The sequence below is a fragment of the Vreelandella andesensis genome (assembly GCF_003989795.1).
Taxonomy (GTDB): Bacteria; Pseudomonadota; Gammaproteobacteria; order Pseudomonadales; family Halomonadaceae; genus Vreelandella; species Vreelandella andesensis.
The window spans coordinates 1-4,512 of record NZ_RZHG01000034.1 but is presented as its reverse complement, the minus strand read 5'-3'; the positions used below and the strand labels follow the sequence as shown (position 1 = coordinate 4,512).

General features: G+C 52.3%; 5 protein-coding genes. All 5 read right to left on the bottom strand.

Going from position 1 to position 4,512, the window contains the following annotated elements; genetic code table 11:
* Window positions 1–2 precede the first annotated feature (2 nt).
* On the bottom strand, window positions 3–953 hold the full coding sequence (gene speB, locus ELY33_RS17740) for an agmatinase (protein WP_126943425.1): 951 nt from the start codon (window positions 951–953) through the stop codon (window positions 3–5).
* 328 nt (window positions 954–1,281) lie between these two features.
* On the bottom strand, window positions 1,282–2,016 hold the full coding sequence (locus ELY33_RS17735; protein WP_126949232.1) for an MBL fold metallo-hydrolase: 735 nt from the start codon (window positions 2,014–2,016) through the stop codon (window positions 1,282–1,284).
* Entirely contained in the window at window positions 2,013–3,323 is a 1,311-nt protein-coding gene (locus ELY33_RS17730) for a purine-cytosine permease family protein (protein ID WP_126949231.1), read from the bottom strand. Before ELY33_RS17730 ends, ELY33_RS17735 begins: the two co-directional genes overlap by 4 nt.
* The gene (locus tag ELY33_RS18305) at window positions 3,313–3,441 is read right to left on the bottom strand and encodes a hypothetical protein (RefSeq protein WP_279629890.1); all 129 of its coding nucleotides are present in this window, start codon (window positions 3,439–3,441) and stop codon (window positions 3,313–3,315) included. Before ELY33_RS18305 ends, ELY33_RS17730 begins: the two co-directional genes overlap by 11 nt.
* 120 nt (window positions 3,442–3,561) lie before the next feature.
* On the bottom strand, window positions 3,562–4,512 hold a 951-nt coding region (gene speB, locus ELY33_RS17725; RefSeq protein ID WP_126943425.1), incomplete at its 5' end, for an agmatinase.

Here is a 4,512-nt window from a genome sequence, read left to right as displayed (position 1 = left end):
GATTAGCCGCGGCGTTTAACGCCTGGCAGTACACACAACATTTCGTACAGCAAGGTGGCACCGATCAGCGCCGTATTGCCGCTCGTGTCATAGGGGGGCGATACTTCTACCAAATCGGCGCCAACAATCGTTAGCCCTGCCGCACCACGCACAATTTCTAATGCCTGTGGAGACGTCAGCCCGCCCATTTCTACCGTGCCCGTACCGGGGGCAAGCGATGGATCTAAGGCGTCGATGTCAAAACTGATGTACACCGGGGTATCGCCCATTTGTTCGCGCACTTCTTTCATTAAGGGGGCAAGCGAGCGATACCAGCACTCTTCGGCGGGAACAACACGAAACCCTTGATCACGGCACCAGTCAAAATCCTCGGCGGCATAACCCGTGCCACGAAGACCGATCTGCACCACTTTGCCGTGGGCTAACAGGCCTTCTTCCTGGGCGCGGCGAAACGGCGTGCCATGGGCGATCGGCTCACCGAACATGTGATCGTTCACATCGGCATGGGCATCAATATGGATTAAGCCAACCGGGCCATGTTTTTTCGCGATAGCACGCAATACAGGAAGCGTTAGCGTGTGCTCACCACCTAATGTTAATGGCACACAGTTATGCGCCAGCACCTCATCGTAAAAGGCGGTAATAATGTCGACGCTTTTAGGCAGGTGAAAGGTATTGATCGGCACATCGCCAATATCCGCGACTTGTAGGCTGTCAAAAGGCGCGGCGCGGGTGGCCATGTTATAAGGGCGCAGCATGCGTGATTCATCACGAATTTGGCGGGGGCCAAGCCGTGTACCAGGACGGTTAGACGTGCCAATATCCATTGGAATACCGATAAACGCAGCATCTAAGCCTGCGGCACTTTCCTGGGTGGGTAAACGCATCATGGTGGCGGGCCCACCAAAGCGCGGCATGCTATTACCGCCTAACGGCTGGTTAAGTTCAGACATGCAGATCTCCTTGGAATTGTTAACGCTGTATTACGTACTGATAGTGAATACATTGCATAGAACATGCCAAGTTTCTGAATGCCGTGGTAATGGGGTTTCCAGCCGCCAGTGATGCAATAATGAATCAAAAAAAAGCGCATTTAAGCCAAAAATGAATCATTGATTCAAAAATGAATCATTAACTATTCAAGCGGACATCTGGCACATCCCCTGCTATCGCTTGAACAATCCGTGTTGATAAACTGCGGATTGATGAACTGTGGGTTGATGAACTGCGGGTTGAACGTTAAGTGCTTTGCCTGGGAGGCTTAGGCACTATCGGCGCCCTCTAAAGGTCGTGTTGGCGAAGCCAGCCATCAATCAGTTGGTTTAAATGTTGGCCGCTAAAGCTGGGGAAATGTCCACCGTGCACTGTGCGAACGGGCAGCTCACGCAGCCTTCGCATACTGCAGGCATAGTCGACGAGATTGCTGTGCCATAGGTCTTCAATTAACGGACCATCGTAGATCAAATCACCTGAAATCAACGTTTGGGTTGCCGATTCCCATAACGCGATACCGCCGGGGGAGTGCCCCGGCGTATGAATCACTTCCCACTGGCGGTTGCCTAAATCCAGCACCTCACCATCCTCTAACGGGCATACCACTTGAGGTGCAGTAATGCGATAACGTTCATGGGAGTATGGCGTTGGTGGCAGTGCTTCGAACATATCGTCGCTGAGAAACTGGTCTGCCAGGGTGCTAGCGTTGTCAGGTGAGGCAAGAATGCCTGCCTCCGCAGCATGCACATGACAACAGCCGAATTCATGGGCGCTGCCGATATGATCAAAGTGCGTGTGGCTCGCTACCGCCAACAGATGATGCTCACTAAGCAGCGCTACGTGCTGACGCAGTGGCACGGCACCCAGGCCAAAGTCCACCACCATACCGCGCTTACTGCCTTTGACATGCCAGATATTGCAGCGATAAAACGGCTTGATCCACGGCTCATCGACTAGGGTAATACCGTCCCCCTTGGGGACGGTGCGATACCACTGCTGTTCGCTAATACGCTGAAGGCTCATACGGTTACTCGCTTTGCAAAGGCGACCTTACTGACCACAAAATAAAGCGCCCCGGTAATCACGAAAACCGGTAGCGAAGCGCCAAAGTCTAGCGGTGCTACCCAATTCCAGTAATAGGCTAAGATCGCACCTACCGCATAGCTACCCAATGCCAGCCAGTTGAAAGCTGGAAGACTATTTTCAGCCTGAATAAGCTCTGCCGACGTATAACGCTGACGACCCAGCAGATAGTAATCCACAATCATCAAAGAAAAGGCGGGGATAAACACGCTGCCGATGATCAATAAAAAGGTTTGAAACTGATCCAGAATACCGGGGATTAGCGCACCCACTACCGACACTATGCCAATGATTAACGCAGGCTTCCAAAAAGGTACTTTAGGACGCACGCTCATAAACGAAAGTGTTGCGCTGTATACGCACATTACGTTAGTGGTTAGCACCGAAAAGAAGATAACCAAAGCGGCAGGTAGACCAAACCCGAAATTACTGAGCAGCGCGGTAGGGTCGTAGGTTTGCTCCATCCCAACCGTAATCGAGAGCGCTGACACCGTGGCCCCTAGCCCCATAGCAATCAATGTCGCAGTAACATAGCCGCCCCAGGTGCCCACAACGGCAGCTTTTAGCGAGCGACAGTGACGATTGTAATCAGCCGCTAATGGAATCCAGGAAAAAGCGGTCGCAATAACAATGTCGAAAACCACGCCACCGCCTAGCACTCCCTCGGGCTCCATCTGAGTAATGCTCGGTAAATCGTAATGACGATTCAGCGCAAAAAGCACCACAGCCGACAGCCCCACCATCAGTACTGCTGCTATCTTCTCTACCTTTTCAATGCCTAAATGGCCACGCAGGGCAATAAGCACTACTAACGCCTCGCATAGCACCGTAAACAGCGCCACATTGGAATAACCCGTGAGACTTTCAACGGCGTAATCAAGACTCATACCCGCTAATAGTGCTTGAATCCAACTCCATGCAATTAGCGCGAGTAAATTAATCCAAGCAGGAAAATTAGCCCCTTTGCGGCCAAAAGTGCCCCTCGCCAGCACCATGGTCGTCATTCCGGTTTGCTGCCCCATCACGCCGATTAACACTAAGGGGATAATACCGATCGCTGAACCCAACAAAATCAGCAGGATGGCATGCTGAAAGGTGAGATCTGGCACCAAAAACATGCCAGTAAGAATCGTGGTAACTACCACATTGGCGCCAAGCCAAAGGGCAAACGTTCCAGGTAGCCCTAGGCTGCGTTCAACATGCTCTGCGGAAAGTGAGTCCTGGCCAAAATTATCCTTAAGCGACATAAATCACCTCCATTTTTGAAAGCAAATCGCGAAAAGGAATAAAGAACTTCAACAAATGCGGCCGATGGATCGGTGCCGACGGGTCAGCGTCATCTAGCTTAACTTCGGAGTAAGACATTTTTTCACCTATTGGACGTAGTTATTAGAGGTGGGCTGGTGGCCTCGGAGGAGAAGCAAGTTTTTATAATTAGCGCCTTGTTAAGCCGGCGCTTTGAAAAACCAATTCAGTCGTCACTGATTAGCCGCGGCGTTTAACGCCTGGCAGTACACACAACATTTCGTACAGCAAGGTGGCACCGATCAGCGCCGTATTGCCGCTCGTGTCATAGGGGGGCGATACTTCTACCAAATCGGCGCCAACAATCGTTAGCCCTGCCGCACCACGCACAATTTCTAATGCCTGTGGAGACGTCAGCCCGCCCATTTCTACCGTGCCCGTACCGGGGGCAAGCGATGGATCTAAGGCGTCGATGTCAAAACTGATGTACACCGGGGTATCGCCCATTTGTTCGCGCACTTCTTTCATTAAGGGGGCAAGCGAGCGATACCAGCACTCTTCGGCGGGAACAACACGAAACCCTTGATCACGGCACCAGTCAAAATCCTCGGCGGCATAACCCGTGCCACGAAGACCGATCTGCACCACTTTGCCGTGGGCTAACAGGCCTTCTTCCTGGGCGCGGCGAAACGGCGTGCCATGGGCGATCGGCTCACCGAACATGTGATCGTTCACATCGGCATGGGCATCAATATGGATTAAGCCAACCGGGCCATGTTTTTTCGCGATAGCACGCAATACAGGAAGCGTTAGCGTGTGCTCACCACCTAATGTTAATGGCACACAGTTATGCGCCAGCACCTCATCGTAAAAGGCGGTAATAATGTCGACGCTTTTAGGCAGGTGAAAGGTATTGATCGGCACATCGCCAATATCCGCGACTTGTAGGCTGTCAAAAGGCGCGGCGCGGGTGGCCATGTTATAAGGGCGCAGCATGCGTGATTCATCACGAATTTGGCGGGGGCCAAGCCGTGTACCAGGACGGTTAGACGTGCCAATATCCATTGGAATACCGATAAACGCAGCATCTAAGCCTGCGGCACTTTCCTGGGTGGGTAAACGCATCATGGTGGCGGGCCCACCAAAGCGCGGCATGCTATTACCGCCTAACGGCTGGTTAAGTTCAGACAT

Bases quoted from the DNA above. Each gene is read 5' to 3' on its own strand.
- speB (WP_126943425.1), bottom strand. From the start codon at position 953: ATGTCTGAACTTAACCAGCCGTTAGGCGGTAATAGCATGCCGCGCTTT.
- ELY33_RS17735 (WP_126949232.1), bottom strand. From the start codon at position 2,016: ATGAGCCTTCAGCGTATTAGCGAACAGCAGTGGTATCGCACCGTCCCC.
- ELY33_RS17730 (WP_126949231.1), bottom strand. From the start codon at position 3,323: ATGTCGCTTAAGGATAATTTTGGCCAGGACTCACTTTCCGCAGAGCAT.
- ELY33_RS18305 (WP_279629890.1), bottom strand. From the start codon at position 3,441: ATGTCTTACTCCGAAGTTAAGCTAGATGACGCTGACCCGTCGGCACCG.